A 16,798-nucleotide genomic window follows, 5' to 3' on the forward strand; every position below is an offset into this window, starting at 1 on the left:
AACCCCGGGTGCCACGCCGTCCGTGAGCCAGAGGGACGGCTGTCGCAGTGAGGAGCCCGTCACAGTGAGGAGCCCTGAGTGAGCGTTGTGCTGGTCACCCGGACGCCCCGGCGCCCGGGGCCCGAGATGCCGGACGGCGAGATCCAGTTGCAGGAGCCGCCGGGTCTGCCGGAGAAGCAGAGCGGCATGGCGAGCGTGATCAGCATGGCCCCGATGGCGCTCGGCTCGCTGTCGATGGTCTTCATGTTCCTGCACCCGGGCGGCGGCGAGGGCGGCGGTGGAGCGCTCAGCTACCTCGCGATGGGGATGATGGCGCTGTCCGCCGTCGGCATGCTGGTCACCCAGCTGATCCGCGGCTCCAGCGACCGCAAGCAGCAGTTGCGCGGCGAGCGCCGCGACTACCTGCGCTACCTCTCCCAGGTGCGCCGCCAGGTGCGGCGTTCGGTCGACGCCCAACGGCAGGCGCTCGCCTGGCGGCACCCGGCCCCGGACGAGCTGTGGTCACTGGTGGGCACCACCCGGCTGTGGGAGCGGCGGGCCGCCCACCCGGACTTCAGCGACGTCCGGATCGCGGTCGGCGCCCAGCGCCTGGCCACCCCGCTCGCCCCGCTGGCCACCAAGCCGGTCGAGGACCTGGAGCCGCTGTGCGCGCACGCGCTGCGCCGCTTCATCCACGCCTACGGCACCGTCGCCGACCAGCCGATGGCGATCCACCTGCGCGGCTTCGCCCAACTGCTGCTGCGGGCCGAGGACCCGGAGGCCGCCCGCGCCCTGGTGCGGGCCGTGCTCGCCCAGCTCGCCGTCGTGCACGGCCCGGACGAACTGCGCATCGCCGTCGTCACCGACGCCGAGCGGCGTACCTCCTGGGACTGGGCCAAGTGGCTGCCGCACGCCCTGCACCCGACCGACACCGACGGCGCCGGCCCGGTCCGGCTGGTCGCCGGCAGCCTCGGCGAGGTCGAGCAGCTGCTGGGCGAGGAGTTCACCAGCCGCCCGGGCTTCGAACCGGACGCCGTGCCCAACCGGGACGAGCCCTTCACCGTCCTGGTGCTCGACGGCCCCGGCGCCCACACCGGCAGCCGCGCCGCGCTCACCGGCTACCGCAACGCCGTTCTGATCGACCTGTCCGACAGCCTGGAGTGGCGCGCCGCCCGCACCACCCTGCGGCTGCGGATCGACGACGGACGGCTCGCCATGATCGGCGCCGACCGCAACCGCAAGGACGTCGTCACCGACCTCGGCCGCCCCGACGCGCTCGCCGTGCCCGCCGCGACCCGCCTGGCCGCGCTGCTCGCCCGCTACCGCATCGCCGACGGCGTGGACGTCGCCGAGCCGCTCGCCACGGACTTCGACCTGACCGCCCTGCTCGGCATCCCCGACCTGAACACCCTGGACGTCGAGGGGCTCTGGGGCCAGCGCGGCATCGCGCAGCGGCTGCGCGTCCCGCTCGGACTCGGTCCGGACGGCCGCCCGGTCGACCTCGACCTGAAGGAGTCCGCGCAGGGCGGCATGGGCCCGCACGGCATGCTGATCGGCGCCACCGGCTCCGGCAAGTCCGAACTGCTGCGCACCCTGGTGATGGCGCTCGCCGTCACCCACTCCTCCGAGGTGCTCAACTTCGTCCTGGTCGACTTCAAGGGCGGCGCGACCTTCCTCGGCCTGGACGGCCTGCCGCACACATCCGCCGTGATCACCAACCTGGCCGACGAGGCCGCGCTGGTCGACCGCATGCGCGACGCCCTGCACGGCGAACTCATCCGCCGCCAGGAGCTGCTGCGCGAGGCCGGCTACGCCTCGCTGCTGGACTACGAGACGGCGCGCGCCGGCGGCGCCGCGCTGCGCCCGATGCCCACGCTCTTCGTCGTCGTCGACGAGTTCAGCGAACTGCTTTCCGCGCACCGGGACTTCATGGAACTCTTCGTGATGATCGGCCGGCTCGGCCGCTCGCTCGGCGTCCACCTGCTGCTCGCCTCCCAGCGCCTCGACGAGGGTCGGATGAGCGCGCTGGAGTCCCACCTGTCCTACCGGATCGGCCTGCGCACCTTCTCCGCGATGGAGAGCCGCGGCGTCCTCGGCGTCCCCGACGCCTACCAGCTGCCCTCCCAGCCCGGCAACGGCTTCCTGCGCAGCGACATCTCCACCCTCACCCGGTTCAAGGCCGCCTACGTCTCCGGGCCGTACCGGCCCAAGCGCCGGTCCTCCCAGCAGGCCGCCCTTGCCGGGCAGGTCGTCTCCTACGGCACCGACTACGTGCTGCCGCGTCACCTCCCGGTGGCCGCGGCCGAGCCCGAGGAGGAGCAGGCGTCCGACGGTTCGCTGCTGGAGGTCGCCGCCGGCCGGCTGCGCGACGCCGGACCGCCCGCCCACCGGGTCTGGCTGCCGCCCCTGGACGTCCCGCCCACCCTCGACGAGCTGCTGCCGCCGCTCGTCCCGCACCCCGAACGCGGCCTCACCACCGAGGACGAGCGCTCCCACGGCTCGCTCGGCCTGCCGGTCGGCATCGTCGACCGCCCCTTCCAGCAGCTGCGCGACCTGCTCACCGCCGATCTGGCCGGCGCCGGCGGGCACGTCGGCATCGCCGGCGCCCCGCAGAGCGGCAAGAGCACCATGCTGCGCACCCTGATCACCGGCCTCGCCCTCACCCACACCCCGCGCGAAGTCCAGTTCTACTGCCTGGACTTCGGCGGCGGCACGCTCTCCGCCCTGCGCGGGCTGCCGCACCTCGGCGGCGTCACCGGCCGGCACGACGGCGAACGGGTGCTGCGCACCGTCGCCGAGGTCAACGGCATCATCACCCGCCGCGAGCAGTACTTCGCCGAACTCGGCATCGACTCCATCGTGTCCTTCCGCCGCCGCAAGGCCGCCGGGGAACTGCCCGACGACCCGCACGGCGACGTCTTCCTCGTCATCGACGGCTGGAACACCCTGCGCCAGGAGTTCGGCGACCTCCTCCAGCCGCTCACCCTGATCTCCCAGCGCGGCCTCAACTACGGCGTCCACCTGGTCGTCGCCACCACCCGTTGGGGCGAGATCAGCGGCGGCCTGCGCGACCAGCTCCAGACCCGCTTCGAACTGCGGCTCGGCGACTCCGTCGACTCCGTCATCAACATGCGCGCGGCCGCCAAGGTCCCCAAGCTGCCCGGTCGCGGCCTCACCGACGAGCAACTGCACTTCCTCACCGCCCTGCCCCGGATCGACGGCTCCGGCAACACCGACGACCTCGGCGACGGTGTCGCCGACCTGGTCGACGCGGTCGCCGCCCACTGGACCGGCCCACGGGCCCCCGAGGTCCGGATGCTCCCGCTCACCCTCGACGCCGCCGGGCTCCCCGCCCCCGAGGGCCGGCTGCGCGTCCCGATCGGCCTGGAGGACACCGAGGTCTCGCCGCTGTGGCACGACTTCGAGGAGAACCCGCACCTGCTGGTCGTCGGCGACAGCGAATCCGGCAAGACCAACCTGCTGCGGCTCATGATCAACGCCATCACCTCGGCCTACACCCCCGCCGAGGCGCGGATCATGCTGGTCGACTACCGGCGCGGCCTGTTCGACGCGGTGCCCCAGGAGTACCAGCTCGGCTACGCGGTGGCCGTCGACAAGCTCCGCCAGATCGTCGACGGCGCCTCGCGCGCCATGAAGAACCGCATCCCGCCCGCGGACATCACCCCCGCCCGGCTCAGGCTGCGCGACTGGTGGACCGGGCCCGAACTGTTCATCCTCGTCGACGACTACGACCTCGTCGGCTCCACCAGCGGCGCCCACCCGTTCGCGGCCCTGCTCGAAGACCTCTCCCAGGGCGCCGAGATCGGCCTGCACCTGGTCGTCGCGCGCGGCGCCAACGGTGTCGGGCGAGCCCTCGGCGACCCGCTGATGCGCAAGCTCCAGGAGGTCAACTCGCCCTCCCTGCTGCTCTCCTGTCCGCCCTCGGAGGGGTACCTGTTCGGCAACGTCAAGCCCCGGCAGTTCCCTGCCGGGCGCGGCCTCTACATCACCCGGCGGCGCACCGTCCAGGTGCAGACCGGGCACGTGGCGGACGAACCGGAGGCCGGCCGGTGACCGCCTCCACGCTGCGGGCGCTCGGCCCGCACTACGTCATCGCGCCGCCCGGCGCGGAGGCCGCCGGACTGGCCGAAGCCCTCGCGCCCGTCGGGGCCGAACCCGGCGCGCTGCTGCTGCTGGCCGCCGCCGCGGACGCCGCGCCCGTCCTGCTCGCCTCGCTCGACGACCTCGTACGGGCGGCGGGTGAGCGCGGCGCCGACGTGCTGGTGCTCGCCGCCTCGGGACTCGCCGCGATCGGGCCGGACGGGCGGCGGCCCGCCGAACTGCTCGCCGCCCGCTCCGGGCTGACGATCGTGGCGCCCGACGCGATGGTCAGCATCGAGCCGGACGGAACGCTGTCGGCCCCGGACGGCTCCTGGTGGCGCTGCCCGCCGGGCGGCGCCCAGCTCCGGGCCGAACCGCTCGGCGCGCGGTGGCCCGCCGCGGCCGCCATCACCCCGCTGACGCGCGATGCGTACTGGGTCACCGAAATCGCGGGCCGGGCGCGGCCCGCCGCGCTGGACCACGCGGCCGCGACCGACGGCGGACTGCTGCTCGTCCTCGGCGAACCGGCCGGGCGGCTGCCCACCGGGGCCCAACTCGCCAACGCCGCCGCGCTGCTGCTCGGGACGGTCGCGGAGGACGCGCGCCTCACCCTGAGCGCGCCGTGGGCCGCGCCGGTCGAGCTCATCGAACTCGCGGCGGTCGCGGCGGCCTCGCTGGGGCGGGAGGTCCGGGCGGCCGTCGGCCTGCCGGTACGGGGCGCGGCCGGGCTGCGCCACGTCCACCTTGCCGCGGACGGCACCGAAGGGTGGGAGCCCTACCTCACCGAACTGGTCGCCTGCCCGACCGACCGCACCGTCACGGCCGTCGGCTGGCGCAGCCGGCCCGACCTGCCCGCCGCCCCCGGGCCCGCGCGCTACCCGGCCTTCCCCGGCTGGGAACTGGAAGCCGTCGCGGCCGGACTCTGGCTCCGCCCGGCCGCCACCGCGGACCGCGGCCCCCGCCTTCGGAAGCCCGACCCGGCCGGCCCCGCCCTGGTCGTCGGGTCCCCGGGACGCCCCGTCCCCGAGACACTCTGGGACCACCTCGGGGCCGTCCTCGGCTCGCTCCCGCCGACGCCCGCGCGCCTCGCCCTCGCCGTCGAGGGGACGCTGGACGTCGAGTCCGGGGCGGTCGGGCGTTTCTGCGCCCGGCTGTACGGGCTCGACTGGGTCGGACCCGCCGCTGCTTCGGCTGTCGTGGCGGCGCCCGGCCCGGAGGCGGCGCCCGCGCTTGCGGCCGGGCCCGTAGCTGTACCTGAGCCCGCGTCGGTGGAGCTCGGAGCGTCGGCGGAGGCGGACCCGGCGCCGCTACCGGTGTCGACCGAGCCCGGGGCGCCGGAGCCGGTGGCCGCGACCGGTCCGGTGTTCGAGATCGAGACGGAGGCTGGGACCGGGACGGAGACCGAGACCAGGACAGAGTCCGAAGCCGGGATTGGGACGGAGCGCGGGATCGAGACGGATCCGGTGGCCGTACCGGTCCCCATGGCCACGATGGGGGTCTTCGGAGGAGAGCCCGGGGAACGCCCCGCTTCCCCTCCCACCCCCGAGCCCGCCCCCGGGCCGACTGCGGCCGTGGTGGGCGACACCGGCACGACGGTGGCCCCGGACGCCGGCCCCGGCCCGGCCGTGGAGCCGGGGGCGAGTGCCGCACCCGGGGGAGGAGACCGGACGCCGCCCGACGGGGAAGCCGGCCCCGGGCCCGCGCCGGCAGCAGCTTCGGAGGAGAGCACCCCCGCAGCGGAGGAGGTGCCGGCCCCTGCCCCGGCACTCGACCCTGAGCCCGTGCCCGTGGCCGTGTCCACGGAGGCCGCCGAGACCGCCGAGTCCACGGAGCCGCCGGGAACCACGGCGGGCCAGGCCGGGGCACACTCGACGCCCGAGCCCGCGGCCGGCTCCACGCCAGTGCAGGCCCCGGGGCCTGCCCCCGAGCAGGTCCCCGAGCAAGCTCAGGCGCAGTCGACCGCCCCCTTGTCGGACCTGGTCGAGCTCTCCACCCCCGCCGAGGACCGCGCGGCCCTGGTCACCCTCCTCGGGCCCGCCTACCAGCGCTTCGTCCGGCGGGCCGAGGACGTCGCGACCCGCCTGCCCGGCCTGCGAGCCCGGGCCGACGAGGGCGATCCGCGGCCCGAACTGGTCGCCGTGCTGCTCCACCACACCGACTCGACCGTCCTCGCCGAACGCGCCGAGCTTCGCGCCGCGGCGCGGTCGGGCGCCCCGGGCCCGTTCGGCCCCTACCTGCGCTGCCTCGCGGCCGGGCTCCGGCGGCTGCCCAGCCACTACGGAGGCGTGCTGGTGGCGGGCCCGGTCGAGTCGGCCGACCTGGCCGCCTACACCCCGGGAACCGTGGTCACCGAGCGGGCCCCGGTCAGCGGCCTGGCGGCGCCGGGCGCGGACTTCGGCGAGGACGTCGGGGTGGAGTTCGCCATCTGGTCCGTCGGTGGCCGCCGCAGCTCGGTCTTCGGCGAGCCGGGCGATCAGCCGACCGTGATCTTCGCCCCGGGGACGGAGTTCGAGGTGGTGGACGTCGACCTGCCGGACGAGACGACCGGGCGTCCGGCCCGCGTGCTGCTCCACGAGATCGGTGGCGTCCGCCCGCGCCCCGACCGCCTGCGCAGTTGGCTGGCCCGGCGCGACGCCGTCGCTCCCGCCGACCGGATCCGCCCCGCCGACCCGGCCCGCTACCTCCTGGACCTCGGCGGCGCGACCGGACGGTGACGTCCTGTGGGGGCCGGGCGGCCGTCGTGGCGCGGATCACCTGGTCCGAGGCGCGGCACCGGCGCCCCTCCCGCTCTCCCCGGCCGGTGGTGGGCCCTGGCTCCGACCCGGCCGGTCGGGCCGTCGGCCGACGGCCCGGCACCGCGATGAACCCGGGGCGGCCTTCCGTCCGTCGGACGAAGCGTAGGGGCGAACCGGCGGGAGGAGTGCGGGATGAGCGGGACGAGCGGGACGATGCGGGACGACTTCCGGTTGGCGTCGGTGTTCGACGCCGTGGACCCGGTGACGGGGCCGGGCTTCGGGCCGGACCGGCCGAGGATCGAGGAGCGCGCGGAGCGCGAGGCACTCGTCGGCTACCTGCGCGCGGGCGCGCCCGTGCTGCTGACGCCGATGCTGATGGACGACGTGGTGGACCGGCAGCGACGCTCCATCGTCCCGATGGGCTTCCGTACCGACGGGTCCTGGATCTGGACCGACACCGTGACGTACTACCTGGAGGAGTACGGGCTGGCGCCCGACCCGGAGCTGCTCGCTCACGTCCGCGCGCAGGGCGACGGTCCGTGGGCGGCGCCGGACGCGGCGGTGCTGGAGCGGGCGGTGTCCTTCGTCCTGACCCCGCCGGACTCCGACGAGGAGCCGGTCTGGACGGTCGGCTCGTAGCGGCTGAACCGGTTCGGCCACTCCGTCCGTACCTCCCCACAGGAGTGTCGTCGAGTGCAGGGGATGCATGGTGGCCGAGGAGAAGCGCGGCGAGGCGGGGCGGACGGGCGCCGGGTTCCAGCTCCCGGAGGTGAACTGGGCCCTGGCGGCGGAGGTCGAGCCGCCGGAGGGTGCGTCGGCGGCGGCCGCCTCGGAGGGAACCGCCTCGGCGAAGGGTGAAGCGGCGGAGGCGGGTTCCGGCGCCGCGACCGCGGTGCTGCCCGCGCAGCCGGAGCGCGAGCAGCCGGCTGCACCTCCCGCCGTCCCGCCCGTGCCCGCACCGGCCACGGCCACGACGACCGCAGCACCCGCCACCGCAGCACCCACCGCCGCCGGGACGCCCGAGGCGGTGGCCGCCGCGAGCGTTGCCGAGCCCTCCACCGACACCGGCACCGACCAGGGCCCCCGGCCGGGCCGGGTCTCCCGCCCGATGATCGCGGCGGCCGTCGCCGTCGGCCTGGTGCTGGTGGGCACTTCCGTGGTGGTGACCCAGCTCGGCGGCAACGAGCACAAGGGCGGCCCGGCCCAGGCGGACGCCCCGCCCGGCTACGGGCAGAGCGGTGGGGACGGCGGCAACGGCTTCGTCCCGAACTTCGACGAGCACGGCGGTACCAGCGGCTCCGGCGGCACCCCTGCCCCCGGTCAGCCCGACGCGGTGGTCCCGGCCGCGGACGCCGGTACGGGCACGCCCGCCCCGGGCGACCAGCCGGCCTCGGCCCCGAACGGCACCGGAAGCGGCGGAGGCGCGGGAGGCACTGCCGCTCGATCCGGCGGAGCCGCTAACTCCGGTGGTGGCAAAGCGAGTTCGACCACCGCTCCAGGTCGCGCCCAGGACGGCTCCGGCTCGGGTTCCGGTTCCGGTGGCGCCGCCGCTGCCGCCGCAGGTGGCGCGGCGGGGAGCGCGGCCGGTGGCGCCGCCAACCCCGCCCCGCAGAACCCCGCGCCGCAGCAGCCGGCCCCGCAGAACCCCGCGCCGCCGCCGGCTTCCCAGCAGCCCGCGCCGCCGCCCCCGCAGAAGGCCGCGCCCACCGTCGTGGTCACCGGCCCGTACTGCGGCAACAAGAGCGGCGTGTACAGCCAGAAGGGCTGGTTCGACCAGGGCGACTCCGGCTGGCGGAGCAACTCCGGCGGCTACAGCGGCGACGGCTGCAACGGGACGTACACCTCGGTGCCGATGTCCGGGGACGGCTCGGACGACAAGAACTCGGTGGTGTGGACCTTCACCGTGGACAAGGTCACCAGCTGCACCCTGGACGTCTACATCCCGGCCAGCGGGGACGTGAAGAAGGTCGGCGGGAACCCGACCTACTACACCGTGCAGAGCGGCAGCGGGTCGAGCGACTTCAAGATCAACCAGACCTCCAACCAGGGCCGTTGGGTCGGCGAGGGCACCTTCCAGTACCGCGGCTCGCTGTCCGTCACCCTGCACACCCGCGGCCAGGACTGGGTCGGCGGTAACAAGACCTACGCCCACCACGCCGCCAGCGCCATGCGCGTCACCTGCACACCCTGACCTGACCCTCATCCTCCGAGCAGGTCACGAACGAATGCCCCACGACGAAGGGAACCCCCAGGCATGTCGCGCCCGGTGCTGACGGTCTGCGCGGAGCAGCGGGAACGCGGCTCCTACCGCACGATCGGCGAGGCCCTCCAGGCAGCCCGCAGCGGCGCGGTGATCTCCGTACGCCCCGGCCGGTACGAGGAGAACCTGGTGCTCACCAAGGTGGTGACCATCACCGCCGAGGACGTCCGGGGCAGTGTGCGGATCAGTCCGCGCCGTGGCTCGGTGGTCCAGGTCCTGGCCGAGGCCGTCCAGCTGACCGGCCTGGTGATCCAGGGGCAGGACGACGACCTGCCCGCCGTCGACGTCCCGCGCGGCCAGCTCGCCCTACAGGACTGCGAGGTGATCGGCAACGCCTGGACGGCCGTTCTCACCCGCCAGCAGGGCGAACTGGCCATGCGCGGCTGCCGGGTGGTCAACACCGCCGGCGCCGGGCTGGTCGAGACCTCCACCGGCGCCAGCGTCATCGAGGACAGCGTCATCGAACACCTCGGCACCTCCGCCCTGGTGATCGGCGAACGGGCCAACCCCACCGTGCGGCGCTGCGTCCTGCGCGACGCGCGCGGCAACGGCATCTGCGCCAACGGGGAGGCGCGCGGAGTCATCGAGGACTGCGAGATCTCCGCCACCGACAAACCCGCCGTGGCCCTGGAGGAGCAGAGCACCACCCGCCTGCTGCGGACCGAGGTCCGCGACAGCGCGGTCGGCGTCTTCCTCGGCTCCACCGCGCGGGTGGTGCTGGAGGACTGCACCGTCACCGCCGTGCGCGGCCACGGGTACGTCCTCACCAACGGCACGGACCCCCTGCTGCGCCGCTGCCGCGCCGTCCGCAGCCAGGGCCACGGCCTGCACATCGCCGGCCGTGCCCGCGGCACCTTCGAGGACTGCGAGGTCACCGCCGCCGCGCAGGCCGGCATCCACGTCGACGAATCGGCCAGCCCCAGCCTGGTGCGGGCCGTGGTGCGCGACAGCGAGACCGACGGCGTCGACCTCACCGGGGAGAGCGCCGCCGAGTTCGACCGCCTGGAGGTGCGCGACGCGGCCGGCGGCGGCATCGTCATCCGTGACGGCGCCAACCCGCTGCTGCGCCGCACCACCGTCACGGACGCCGGTGGCCACGGCGTCGAGGTGGTGCGGGACGGGCGCGGCCGGATCGAGGACGCCACCGTGCTCGACGCGGGCAAGAACGGCATCCGGATCGCCGACGGCGCCAACACCTACCTCGGCGGCAGCCTCGTGCGCGGCAGCAAGGCCTGCGGCATCTCGATCGGCGCCGAGGGCATCGCCACCCTGCGCGACGTCGAGTCCGCCGACAACGCGTTCGACGGCGCGAGCGTCGAACACGGCGGCGAACTCACCGCGACCAGGACCAGGCTGCGGGCCAACCGCCGCCACGGGCTCCACCTGCTGCCCGGCGCCCGCGCCACCCTCACCGGCTGCCAGCTGACCGACAACACCGTGGACGGCCTGCGCTCGGAGTCCGCCGAACCCGTCCGGCTCACCGACTGCGTCACCGCCGAGAACCAGGGCGCCGGGCTGCGGCAGAGCGAGCCCACCGACCGGCTCGCCGTCGAGAACCTCGACAGCCGGGACAACCGCTCGCCCGACGCGCACGGCACGGTCACCGCCGCGGCGACCGCCGCCGGGGACGAGGGCGAGTCCGCCGACGGCACCCCGCAGGAGGCCCCCGCCGCTCCCGGACCGCAGGGCCCGCAGGCCGTCCTGCAGACCCTGGTCGGCCTGGAGGGCGTCAAGGAGCAGGTCGCCACCCTGGTCAACCTCAACAAGCTGGCCCGGCGCCGCGAGCAGGCCGGGCTGCCCTCCCTCCCGATGAGCCGCCACCTGGTGTTCGCCGGCCCGCCCGGCACCGGCAAGACCACCGTCGCCCGACTCTACGGCGCCATCCTCGCCGAACTCGGCGTGCTGCGCAGCGGCCACCTGGTCGAGGTCGCCCGCGCCGACCTCGTCGCCTCGATCATCGGCGGCACCGCGCTCAAGACCACCGAGGTCGTCATGGAGGCGCTCGGCGGCGTGCTCTTCATCGACGAGGCGTACACCCTGTCGGCCGGCTCCGGCGGGACCGGACCGGACTTCGGCCGCGAGGCCATCGACACCATCGTCAAGCTGATGGAGGACCACCGCGAGGACCTGGTGGTGATCGTCGCCGGGTACGAGAACGAGATCCGTGACTTCCTGGCCTCCAACCCGGGCCTCGCGTCGCGGTTCAGCCGCACCGTCGAGTTCCAGAACTACAGCGTCGACGAACTCACCACCATCGTCGAACACGCCGCCGGGGGCCACGGCTACGAGCTCGCCGACGGCACCCGCGAGGCCCTCGCCGTCCACTTCGACCGGATGCCCAAGGGCGCCGACTTCGGTAACGGCCGCGCCGCCCGCAAGGTCTTCGAGGAGATGGTCGACCGCCAGGCCTCCCGGCTCGCCGAACTGGAGGACTTCGACAACGCCGACCTCAGCCGGCTGCTCCCCGCCGACGTCGGCGAGCAGGCCGCCGCCGCCGTCGCCCGCGCCGCCGCCGGAGCCGACCAGCCCGAGGAGCCCGGCCTGCTCGACCGGCTGCGCGGCATGGTCGGCCTCGCCGCGGCCAAGGAACAGGTCGAGGACCTGGTCAACCTGACCCGGCAGACCCGCCGCCGCGTCGAGGCCGGACTGCCCGCTGCCACCATCAGCCACCATCTGGTCTTCTCCGGCCCGCCTGGCACCGGCAAGACCACCATCGCCCGGCTCTACGGCGAACTCCTCGCAGAACTCGACGTCCTGCCGGCCGGTCAGCTCATCGAGACCGCCCGCGCCGACCTCGTCGGCCGCTACATCGGCCACACCGCGCAGCTCACCCGCGACGCCTTCGAACGCGCCCGCGGCGGCGTGCTCTTCATCGACGAGGCCTACACCCTGACGCCCCGCAACGGCACCGGCGGCGACTTCGGTCAGGAGGCCGTCGACACCCTGATGAAGCTGATGGAGGACCACCGCGACGAGGTCGTGGTGATCGTGGCCGGCTACCAGGAGGAGATGCGCGGCTTCCTCTCCTCCAACCCCGGCCTGGCCTCCCGCTTCTCCCGCGAGATCACCTTCGACCACTACGCGGACGACGAACTCGTCACCATCGTCCGCCTCCAGGCGGAGACCGCCGGGTACAACTGCACACCGGAGACGCTGGCGGCGCTCGGCGAACTCTTCGCCGCCGTCCCGCGCGACCGGTCCTTCGGGAACGGGCGCTTCGCCCGTCAGGTGCTGGAGTCGATGATCACCCGGCAGGCCGGCCGGCTCTCCCGGCTGGAGGTGGCGGACCTGGACGAACTCAGCCTGCTGCTGCCCCAGGACATCCCGGCCGGGCGGATCGGCAGCCTCGCGTGAGGACGGCGGCCGCCCTCCTCGCCGTCGGACTGCTGCTGCCGACGGCGGGCACGGCCCTGGCCGACACCCCCGTCGGCGACGACAGCCTCCCGGGCGTCACCCAGCTGCGGCGCGACGCGTCCGGGAAGCCGGCCGGCTGCCTGCCCCCGTCCACCAAGCGCACGTCGCTCACGCCCTGGCCCCAGACCTTCCTGCGCCCCGACCGGGTCTGGCCGCTCAGCCAGGGTGACGGCGTCACCGTCGCCGTCCTCGGCTCCGGCGTGACCGACGGCACCGGCCTGCTCGCCGGTCGCCTCGACTACGCCCCCAAACTCACCGGAGGCGGGGACCCAGCCCGTGACTGCGTCGGCCACGGCACCTTCCTGGCCGGCCTGATCGCCGCCGACCGCCGCGACGGGACGGGCTTCGCCGGACTCGCCCCACGGGCCCGGATCCTCGCCGTCTCCGTCACCGACGACGGCGGTGCCACGACGGCGGACCTGCTCGCCCAGGGGATCACGGCGGCGAGCGAACGGGGAGTGCGGATCATCGCGGTCGGGGCGGCGTTGCCGGCCGGCAACGACGCGCTCGCCGGGGCGGTGCGGGCGGCCCGGAGCAAGGGGGCGGTCATCGTCGCGCCTGCGGCCCCTGACGTCCAGCCCGGCTCGGGGAAACCCGGACCGGCCTATCCGGCCGCCTACGGCGAGGTCCTCGCCGTCCGCGACCTCGCCCCCGGCGGCGCCCTCCCCTCGGGCGCCGGAGCCGTCCCGATCGGCGGCCGGGTCGACCTCGCCGCCCCGGGCGACGCCGTCACCGGCACCGGCCCGGCCTCCGGCGGCAACTACACCGGCGCCGGGCCGAGCTTCGCCGCCGCCTTCGTCGCCGCCACCGCCGCCCTCACCCTCGGCAGCCACCCGGACCTCACCGCCGACCAGTTGATCCGGCGCCTGGAGACCACCGCCTACCACACCGTCACCACCCCCGACCCGCAGGTCGGCTACGGCACCATCGACCCCGTCGCCGCCGTCACCCAGCTCTCCGTCCCCGACCAGGCGCCCCCCGCCGCGACACCGGCCGCCCTCGCCATGCCCCCCGCTCCACCCGCCTCCACCGCCCCCACCCAGGCCGTGGTGATCTCCCTGGCCGCACTGGCCGTCATCGCCCTCGTCGCCGCCGCCGGCGCCGTCACGCCGCGTGCCCGTGCTCGCGGCTGGCGCCCGGGGAGGGCGGAGGACGGCCAGGCGTGAGAGGTCGGCCCGGCCGTCCTCCCGCTGCACCGTCGCGCGGCTCCTCGGGCGTGGGCGCCGCGCCCTCGACCGCCGGGCTCCCGGTGGCCCCGGCGCTCGTAGCCGCTCTCCGGGCGGGGGCGCCCCCTCGTTCGTCCCGTGATGCACGTACCCCGAGGCCGCCCATCCGTCCTCCGGGCGGGGGTGCGGCCTCAGACGGTGTGGCGGATGGCCAGGGCGTCGCCGACGAGCGCGGCGAGTTCGAGGTAGGCGAGGTGGGTGTGGGGGCGGAGCCGGCCGGGGATGCCCGGGGCGTGCGCGGGGAGGAGGACGACGTCGCGGCAGAGGGTGCGGAAGTGGGCGAGGAGCTGGCGGTCGGCGACGGGGCGCTCGGTGGGCGGGCTGGGGACGAAGACGACGGTGCCGCCGCGGACGAGGTCGCCGTGGCCGCGGAAGGTCAGGTGGTCGATCAGCGCTGAGGCGTTGCGGGCGCCGTCGGCGGAGGCGTGTTCGCAGATGACCAGTTGGTCCGCGAGTTCGACGGCCGTGAGCTGGACGTCGCCCGCGGCGGCCGTGGTGTCGCTGAGGATCATCGGGTAGCGGCCGCTGAGGTCGGTCAGGGCGTCCCGGAACGCGGGGCCCGGGGTGTCCGGGCGGACGGCGAGGATGTCGAGCCGGCCGGCCGCGCTCCGGTCGAGGATCCGCCGGTCGGCGTGCGAGACGCGGGAGGCGTCGGCGAGGTCGAGGACGATCACCGGGTCGGGCCGGTGCTGCGCCAGGAGGGCGCCGAGCGTGACCGGGACGCCCCCGGCGGGCCTGCCCAGGAGGGCGATGCGGTGGCAGCTGCGCAGCGGGGTCCGGATCCGCTCCACGAGGCGGCGGCGCCGGGCCTCCGTGCCGCCGCCGAAGGGCAGTCGCAGGGCGCGCGGGTGGGCCGCCCGGTCCTGGCGCGCGGCGGGGGCCGTGGCCGGGGACGGCGTGGGTACCGCGAGCAGGGCGGTGGGGGTGGGGTCGCCGGGCGGTGCGGGCGGTTGCGCCTGCGGCGCCGGTGCGCGGGTGAACAGCCGCCGTTCGGCGGGCGGGATCAGGACGGTGCCGAGCGGGTCGAGGGGCTGCCGGGGGAGCAGCGGGACGGGCTCGGGCCAGGCGGCGGGTGTGTAGTCGGGCCGTTCCGGGGTGGCGGCGGCTCCGTCGTCGGGGGTGCCGTCGGAGAAAGCCATCGGGTGACCTCCTGGTTCACGGTGCGCCGGGCCGGACCGTCGGTGCGTTCAGTCGGGACTACGGGCGAAGGGCCCGTTCCGGTTCAACGCGCGTCACCCTGCGGATCGGTGAACCGCCCCCGGTGGAAGGTCCGTTGAGCGGGACAGGGCGCACCTCGCGTTCCTCGTCATGCTCGGAGGAGCTCATGCGCGCCACCAGGAACCGCGCCGTCACGACGGCCGGTCCGCCGTCGTCGGCCGGTCCTCCGGCCGGCGCGGACGCCGGCGGCGGCCCGGCCTCGACGGCGGTCTGGGGCGGGGCCGGTGTCGTGGTGCGGGGTGGGCGCCCGCCCGGTGGCCGCGGTGTTGCCGAAACGCGGAGGCCCAGCCGGGCGCCTCGTTGCCGGCCGAACCGGCGTGCGGGCGGCAGCTGAGCGGCAACTGCCCGGCCGTACCGGAAAACCCTCTGCTGGACCGGCTGTCAGTAGATACCGTCTTCGGATGGCACTCGATGCGGAACGAGTGCCATGCAGGAGCAGCCGGCGTGACTCCCGTGGGACGGGATGGGGGAGGGACAACGATGGATCCGGACGGGCCGGACGTGCGCGAGGTCGTCGCGGCGCTGGTACGGCAGGAGGAGCCGAGCAGGCCCGGGCCGCCCGCGCTGGAGGTGCCCGAGGGCACGGCGGAGGAGGTGACCGCCGCCGCCCGGCGGCTCGCCCTGCGGGCGCTGCCGACCGAGCGGTGGAGGCCGGAGCCCGCACCGGGGCTGCGGGAGCTGGCGGTGGCGCTGGTGGTAGACGAGCACCCCTCGGCACCGGCCTGGTCGGCGGTGGAGCGGGAGCAGCTGGCGACCTGGGTCGCGGTGCTGATCGAGCACCGGGGGGAGGACGGGGTCCAGGAGTTGGTGCGCGTGCTCAACGAGGCCTGAGGGGCGGTCTGGTGGCCATGAGGCGGCCGGGAGATGGCTGCGAGATGGCTGGCTGGTGTCCGTGCGGAGTCGTGGCCTGCGGCCCGGCCGTGCGGGGCCGGGGCGTTGGCGGATCGTTGGTGCGGCCTTGGCGGCTGCGGGCAGTCTGCTGCTTGTAGCCGCCGGGGAAGTCCGGTCGGTGTGTCGCCCTGCCCTTGCCCGATCTGAGAGGCCGCGCGTGTCGAAGCAGCCCGTCGCCCAGCCCACGTCCGTCGCCCAGCCGCCCGTCGGCCCGCCGGCCGGCACGGACCCGTCGGCCACCACGGGATCCGCCCCCGCGCCCGGCACGCCGAAGGCGGCCCGCCCGACCCTCGACCCGGACACGCTCGCCGAGATCCACCGGCTGCACGGCGGTTACCTGCTGCGCGCGCTGCTGCGCGCCACCGGCGGCGACCGGGGCAAGGCCGAGGACATCCTCCAGGAGACCCTGCTGCGCGCCTGGCAGCACCCCGAGGCGCTGGCGGCCGGTGCCGAGCAGAGCCGCCCCTGGCTGTTCACGGTGGCCCGGCGGATCGCGATCGACCACTACCGGATGGCCGCCGCCCGCGCCAAGGAGGTGATCGGCGAGCCGCTGGAGGACCGTCCGCTCGCCGAGGACCCGTACGAGCAGGTGGTCGTCGCCCGGGACATCGCACTGGCCCTGCGCCGGGTGCAGAAGCACCACCGCGAGGTGCTGGTCGAACTGCACCTGCGGGACCGCTCGGTGGTGGAGGCGGCGGCCCGGCTCGGGGTGCCGCCGGGGACGGTCAAGTCCCGCAACTTCTACGCGATCCGGGCGCTGCGCCCGGTCCTCGCGGCGGAGCACGGCTACGGCCCGGCCGACGGCCGCGGCCAGGCGGCCGCGCTCGACCGCCCGGGTGCCGCCGTCTCCCGCTGACCTTTGACTGCTGACTGCTGACCGGCTCCCCGTGGCGGGGCCCCCCGGCCCCCCGGGGGGGCCCCCGGGGGCGGGGGGCGGCGCGGGGGGGGGGGGGGCGGGCAGGGCGCCACCACGC

9 protein-coding genes are annotated in these 16,798 nt (G+C 75.6%); 8 read left to right on the forward strand and 1 reads right to left on the reverse strand.

The window, feature by feature from the left end; translation table 11 throughout:
* The first annotated feature begins 126 nt into the window (after window positions 1-126).
* From eccCa to ACIO9K_RS28305, 6 genes are all read left to right on the forward strand, one after another.
* Window positions 127-4,053 carry a type VII secretion protein EccCa gene (gene eccCa, locus ACIO9K_RS28280; protein ID WP_400334338.1) on the forward strand — a complete coding sequence of 1,309 codons (3,927 nt, stop codon included), beginning with the start codon at window positions 127-129 and terminating at the stop codon, window positions 4,051-4,053.
* The gene (locus ACIO9K_RS28285; protein WP_400334216.1) at window positions 4,050-6,794 is read left to right on the forward strand and encodes a hypothetical protein; all 2,745 of its coding nucleotides are present in this window, start codon (window positions 4,050-4,052) and stop codon (window positions 6,792-6,794) included. The genes eccCa and ACIO9K_RS28285 overlap by 4 nt, the downstream gene beginning before the upstream one ends.
* A gap of 213 nt (window positions 6,795-7,007) precedes the next feature.
* Window positions 7,008-7,454 carry a hypothetical protein gene (locus ACIO9K_RS28290; protein ID WP_363588556.1) on the forward strand — a complete coding sequence of 149 codons (447 nt, stop codon included), beginning with the start codon at window positions 7,008-7,010 and terminating at the stop codon, window positions 7,452-7,454.
* Between the two features lie 67 nt (window positions 7,455-7,521).
* Entirely contained in the window at window positions 7,522-9,006 is a 1,485-nt protein-coding gene (locus tag ACIO9K_RS28295; protein ID WP_400334219.1) for a hypothetical protein, read from the forward strand.
* A gap of 63 nt (window positions 9,007-9,069) precedes the next feature.
* Entirely contained in the window at window positions 9,070-12,429 is a 3,360-nt protein-coding gene (locus tag ACIO9K_RS28300; protein ID WP_363617429.1) for a right-handed parallel beta-helix repeat-containing protein, read from the forward strand.
* The gene (locus tag ACIO9K_RS28305; protein ID WP_363617427.1) at window positions 12,426-13,655 is read left to right on the forward strand and encodes a S8 family serine peptidase; all 1,230 of its coding nucleotides are present in this window, start codon (window positions 12,426-12,428) and stop codon (window positions 13,653-13,655) included. The genes ACIO9K_RS28300 and ACIO9K_RS28305 overlap by 4 nt, the downstream gene beginning before the upstream one ends.
* A gap of 191 nt (window positions 13,656-13,846) precedes the next feature.
* Here the strand turns inward: ACIO9K_RS28305 and ACIO9K_RS28310 are convergent, their stop codons facing one another.
* Window positions 13,847-14,854 (reverse strand): hypothetical protein, encoded by a 1,008-nt coding sequence (locus tag ACIO9K_RS28310; protein ID WP_363617425.1) that lies wholly within the window; start codon window positions 14,852-14,854, stop codon window positions 13,847-13,849.
* 559 nt (window positions 14,855-15,413) lie between these two features.
* On the opposite strand from ACIO9K_RS28310, the gene ACIO9K_RS28315 reads away from it, so the two are divergent.
* Both ACIO9K_RS28315 and ACIO9K_RS28320 read left to right on the forward strand, forming a co-directional pair.
* Window positions 15,414-15,764 (forward strand): hypothetical protein, encoded by a 351-nt coding sequence (locus tag ACIO9K_RS28315; protein WP_363617423.1) that lies wholly within the window; start codon window positions 15,414-15,416, stop codon window positions 15,762-15,764.
* Between the two features lie 217 nt (window positions 15,765-15,981).
* The gene (locus ACIO9K_RS28320) at window positions 15,982-16,680 is read left to right on the forward strand and encodes a sigma-70 family RNA polymerase sigma factor (protein WP_350879510.1); all 699 of its coding nucleotides are present in this window, start codon (window positions 15,982-15,984) and stop codon (window positions 16,678-16,680) included.
* Window positions 16,681-16,798 lie beyond the last annotated feature (118 nt).

This window comes from Kitasatospora sp. NPDC087271 (genome assembly GCF_044744605.1).
GTDB lineage: Bacteria > Actinomycetota > Actinomycetes > Streptomycetales > Streptomycetaceae > Kitasatospora.

Excerpts from the sequence above, each read along its gene's own strand:
- eccCa (WP_400334338.1), top strand. The coding sequence starts at position 127 with ATGCCGGACGGCGAGATCCAGTTGCAGGAGCCGCCGGGTCTGCCGGAG.
- ACIO9K_RS28290 (WP_363588556.1), top strand. The coding sequence starts at position 7,008 with ATGAGCGGGACGAGCGGGACGATGCGGGACGACTTCCGGTTGGCGTCG.
- ACIO9K_RS28295 (WP_400334219.1), top strand. The coding sequence starts at position 7,522 with ATGGTGGCCGAGGAGAAGCGCGGCGAGGCGGGGCGGACGGGCGCCGGG.
- ACIO9K_RS28300 (WP_363617429.1), top strand. The coding sequence starts at position 9,070 with ATGTCGCGCCCGGTGCTGACGGTCTGCGCGGAGCAGCGGGAACGCGGC.
- ACIO9K_RS28310 (WP_363617425.1), bottom strand. The coding sequence starts at position 14,854 with ATGGCTTTCTCCGACGGCACCCCCGACGACGGAGCCGCCGCCACCCCG.
- ACIO9K_RS28315 (WP_363617423.1), top strand. The coding sequence starts at position 15,414 with ATGGATCCGGACGGGCCGGACGTGCGCGAGGTCGTCGCGGCGCTGGTA.